The 4,355-nt window shown below is 72.0% G+C and carries 7 protein-coding genes; all 7 read right to left on the bottom strand.

Going from position 1 to position 4,355, the window contains the following annotated elements:
- Positions 1-800: AAA family ATPase (locus tag G6021_RS05225; RefSeq protein ID WP_182640791.1), on the bottom strand; the 800-nt coding region annotated here is incomplete at its 3' end.
- A 16-nt stretch (positions 801-816) separates the two neighbouring features.
- The gene (locus G6021_RS05230; RefSeq protein ID WP_179525481.1) at positions 817-1,107 is read right to left on the bottom strand and encodes an acylphosphatase; all 291 of its coding nucleotides are present in this window, start codon (positions 1,105-1,107) and stop codon (positions 817-819) included.
- On the bottom strand, positions 1,104-1,592 hold the full coding sequence (locus tag G6021_RS05235) for an OsmC family protein (RefSeq protein WP_182640792.1): 489 nt from the start codon (positions 1,590-1,592) through the stop codon (positions 1,104-1,106). Before G6021_RS05235 ends, G6021_RS05230 begins: the two co-directional genes overlap by 4 nt.
- A 5-nt stretch (positions 1,593-1,597) precedes the next feature.
- Positions 1,598-2,506: a bifunctional DNA-formamidopyrimidine glycosylase/DNA-(apurinic or apyrimidinic site) lyase gene (gene mutM, locus G6021_RS05240; protein ID WP_182639915.1), complete on the bottom strand. Its 909-nt coding sequence runs from the start codon at positions 2,504-2,506 to the stop codon at positions 1,598-1,600.
- A 1-nt stretch (position 2,507) separates the two neighbouring features.
- Positions 2,508-3,206: a ribonuclease III gene (rnc, locus tag G6021_RS05245; protein WP_179525484.1), complete on the bottom strand. Its 699-nt coding sequence runs from the start codon at positions 3,204-3,206 to the stop codon at positions 2,508-2,510.
- Complete coding sequence (locus G6021_RS05250) at positions 3,203-3,793, bottom strand: YceD family protein (protein ID WP_182640793.1); 591 nt, start codon at positions 3,791-3,793, stop codon at positions 3,203-3,205. Before G6021_RS05250 ends, rnc begins: the two co-directional genes overlap by 4 nt.
- Positions 3,794-3,816: 23 nt before the next feature.
- Positions 3,817-4,355 (bottom strand): DivIVA domain-containing protein (locus tag G6021_RS05255; RefSeq protein WP_182640794.1); only part of this gene is annotated, 539 nt, incomplete at its 5' end.

Below are 4,355 nucleotides of genomic sequence, written 5' to 3' on the forward strand. Positions count from 1 at the left end.
CGGGCCAGCTCGTCCCGCCGGTCCACGGCCTCGGACACCTGCTCGGCGAGTCGGGCACGGACGCTCTCCGCGTCCGCCAGCTCGGCGCGTCGGGTCACCAGGTCGTCGGCGGCCAACCGGAAGGTCGCGTCGCGGAGGTCGGCCTGGACGGACTGGGCACGGCGCGCCACCTCGGCCTGACGACCGAGGGGCTTGAGCTGGCGGCGCAGTTCGCCGGTCAGGTCACTCAGCCGGTCGAGGTTGCCCTGCATCCCGGCGAGCTTGCGCTGCGCCTTCTCCTTGCGACGACGGTGCTTGAGGATGCCGGCGGCCTCCTCGATGAAGGCGCGACGCTCCTCGGGTTTGGACTCGAGGATCTCGGCAAGTTTGCCCTGGCCCACGATCACGTGCATCTCGCGCCCGATGCCCGAGTCCGAGAGCAGCTCCTGGACGTCCATCAGGCGGGCGCGGTCCCCGTTGATCTCGTACTCCGCCGCACCATCGCGGAACATCCGCCGGGTCAGCGAGACCTCGGCGTAGTCGATCGGCAGCGTGCCGTCCGAGTTGTCGAGGGTGAGCGTCACCTCCGCGCGGCCGAGCGGCGCCTTCCCCGCGGTCCCCGCGAAGATCACGTCCTGCATCTTGCCGCCGCGCAGCGACTTGGCGCTGTGCTCCCCCATCACCCAGGTCAGCGCGTCGACGACGTTGGACTTACCGGAACCGTTGGGACCGACCACGCAGCAGATGCCGGGCTCGAACCTCAGCGTCGTCGGTGCCGCGAAGGACTTGAAGCCCTTGAGCGTCAACGATTTGAGGTACACGGGTGTCGATCCTAGGTCAGCGTTCGACGAATCCCGTCAGGTCACCGCGCGCCGGCTCCCAGGCGTCCACCACGAGGTCCACGTGGCCGGGGGTTCCGCGGCCGCGCAGGAGTTCCACCAGGGCCCGACACGCGGGCTCCGGTCCTTCCGCCACCACGTGTACCCGGCCGTCGGTCTTGTTGGCGGCGTACCCGACGAGGCCCAGTTCGAGTGCCCTGGACCGGGTCCACCACCGGAACCCCACGCCCTGGACCCGCCCGTGGACCCAGGCCACCAGCCGGACCGGGTCCGGATCCCGTCCGCTCATCGCGGGGCGTCCACTGCTGACGCGCCCGGCCCTCGTCCGGTCTCGAAACCCAACCCGATCTCGGACCCCGCCGCCAGCGTCCGGCCGACCGTGCACGCGGAGTCCACCGAGCGCCGGATCATGTCCAGCAGCCTGTCCCGCATGACCGGGTCGAGCCCGGAGAGGTCGAGCTCGTAGGTCTCCTCCAACCGCGGGTACCGCTCGGCCTCGCGGTCGGCGTCCCCGGAGACGTGGACGGTCGCGGCGTAGTCGTCGCCGAGTCGGCGGGAGACGGTGAAGTCCGAGGCCATCGCGGTGCACGACGCCAGGGCGATCTTGAGCAGTTCACCCGGGGTGAACACGCCCTCGACGTCCGCCGACCCGATCTCGACCCGCGCGCCCCGCGTCGAGTGCCCGACGTACCTCCGGGTCCCGGCCCGCTCCACCCGGAGCTCGGTGGCGGCCGGTGGGTTCTGTGAGGTGTCGTCCTTACCGGTCATCGTCATGACGGTCATCGTACGGAGCGGGCCCGGCGCGCCCCACCACGGCGGGGCGCCGCCTGGCAGGCGGGGCAGAAGTGGGAGCCCCGGTTCATGAAGTCCTCGCGGACCACCGGCGTCCCGCACCTCGCACAGGGACGCCCCGCCTGCCCGTAGACGTCGAGGGACCTGTCGAAGTACCCCGAGGCCCCGTTGACGTTGACGTACAGGGCGTCGAAGGAGGTGCCCCCGGCGGCCAACGCGTCCGACATCACGTCACGGGCGTGGCCGAGCACTCCGCGGACGGTGGCCAGCGTCAAGGCCCCCGCGCGCCGGCGGCCGTGGACACCGGAACGCCACAGTGCCTCGTCCGCATAGATGTTGCCGATGCCGGACACCACGGTCTGGTCCAGCAGGAGTCGTTTGATCTCGGTGTCCCGGCGGCGGATCGTCCGCGCCGTGGCCTGCTCGTCGAATCCGGGCTCGAACGGGTCGGCCGCCACGTGGGCGGCCGGCGCGGGCAGGAGCACCCGGGTGCCGTCGGCGGCCTCGGCCAGTGGGACGACGGTCCACCCGCCGAACGTCCTCTGGTCGACGAACCGCAGCTCCCTGCCGTCGTCGAGCAGGGCGCGGGCGTGGAGGTGTCGTACCTGCGGAGCGTCGGAGGTCGTGACCAGCATCTGGCCGCTCATCCCGAGGTGGACCAACAGGCAGTCGGCGCCGGCGGAGTGCTCACCGTCCAGGGTCAACCACAGGTACTTGCCCCGCCGGCCGGCACCGGTCACCACCCGATCTCGCAATCGGGCGACGATCTCCGCCGGACCGCCGGGCTGGCGGCGGGCCGTGCGGGCCCCGGTCACGTCGACGTCGAGTATCCGACGCCCCACCACGTGCGACTCGAGACCGCGTCGCACCACCTCGACCTCGGGGAGTTCCGGCATGTCAGCCCGTGGCCCGGTCCAGGGCGGCCCAGGCCTGCTCGGCGGCCTTCTGCTCGGCCTCCTTCTTGGTCCGGCCGACGCCCTCCCCCAGTGGATCGTCTCCGACCAGGGCCACCGCGGCGAAGGTCTTGTCGTGGTCCGGCCCGGTGGAGGTGATGTCGTACCGGGCCTTGGGCCGGCCGAGGGCCGAACACTTCTCCTGGAGGCTGGTCTTCCAGTCCAGCGCCGCTCCCAGGGTGGGCACCACCCGCAGCCGCTCACCGATGATCCCCTCGACGATCCCCCGCGCGACCTCCAGGCCATGGGTCAGGTAGACGGCACCGAACACGGCCTCCAGGGTGTCCGCCAGGATCGAGTGCTTGTCCCGCCCGCCGGTGAGTTCCTCTCCCCTGCCGAGGCGGAGGAGCGCACCGAGCCCGTCGGGGCCCATCTCGCGGGCGATATCGGCCAGGACGTAGGTGTTGACCAGGCTCGCCCGGATCTTCGCGAGGTCGCCCTCGGGGCGGTCCGGGTACGCGGTGTAGAGGTGTTCGGTCACGACGAGTTCCAACACGGCGTCGCCGAGGAACTCGAGCCGCTCGTTGTGCGGGAGTCCCCCGTGCTCGTAGGCGTACGACCTGTGGGTCAGCGCCTGTGCGGCCAGCTCCGGGGGCAGCTGTACACCCAGGACCGCGCCGAGCTCCGGGGAGGGGTCCGTCACCCGGCCCCCTCGTCGGTCCCGGGGTCCGCGAACTTCTCCGCCAGGCCGGCCCAGCGCGGATCGATGCGCCCCTCGGTGCCGCCGGAGACCCCGTCCGGCGCGGGGGTGTCGGGGTTGACGCAGTCGCTGAGACCGTAGTCCGTGCACGTGGGCGACATCGGGAACTCCAGGCCGAAGGCGTCGACCAGAGCGGGTTCCAGGTCCAGCAGATCCCCGTCGAGCAGCCGCACCTCGTCCTGCTCCGCGCCGTCCGCCGCGGCCGTCCCCTCGGCGGCGAACATCTCCGTCAGGTCCACGGAGACCTCGGTGGTGAACTCGCCGAGACACCGTGCGCACTCCACCGCGGCCCGCCCCGTGACGGTGCCGGTCACCAGCACCCCTTCCTCGACGAAGGTCAGGTCCAGGTCCAGGTCGACCTCGGCCCCCTCGGGGATCCGGATCAACTCGACCCCGATGTCCGACGGCAGCACCGCGGCACGCTGGACCTGCGTCATCGCCCCCGGGGACCGGGCGATGCTGCGGGTGTCGAGGACGAGGGAATCGGCGGCCGGGCGGCCTTGGCGTCGCTTGCGGGAGGTGGTGGACACGCCCAGCAGACTACCGTCTCCGATCAGTAGTCTCCGTACCCGTCGCCGTAGTGATCGCCCTCGCGGGCCCCGCGGCGGCCGGGGGCCTCACGTCGCCCGGCCGGGGTGACCCCGTGGAGTTCCTCGCGCCCGCGCGACACGGTACGGATGGTCGAGCCGAGGAACTCCTCGAACCGCGCCATCTTGTCGTCGATGTAGGCGTCGCACTCCTCGCGCCGACGGTCGCTCTCCGCGTGTGCGGCGTCCCGGATCCGGCTGGCCTCCTCGTCGGCGATCCGGACGACCTCGGACTCCGACAGCATCCGCTGCTGCTCCTGGCGGGCCTCGGTGATGGTGCGGTCGTAGATGATGTTGGCCTGCTCCACCAGCCGGTCGGACTCGGCGCGGGCACGGGCGGTGGTCGACTCGGCCTCGCGGCGGGACCGGTCGAGCAGATCGGCGGATTCCGCACGGGCGTCACCCACGAGGCCATCGGCGTGGGCCGTGGCCTCGGCGACCATGCGATCGGCCCGCGCCTTGGCGTCGGCGAGCATCGCGTCGGCGTCCGCCCGGGCCTCGCGCA

Origin of the sequence: Dietzia sp. CW19 (assembly GCF_014145265.1) — a bacterium.
In the GTDB taxonomy this organism is placed as follows: Bacteria; Actinomycetota; Actinomycetes; order Mycobacteriales; family Mycobacteriaceae; genus Dietzia; species Dietzia natronolimnaea.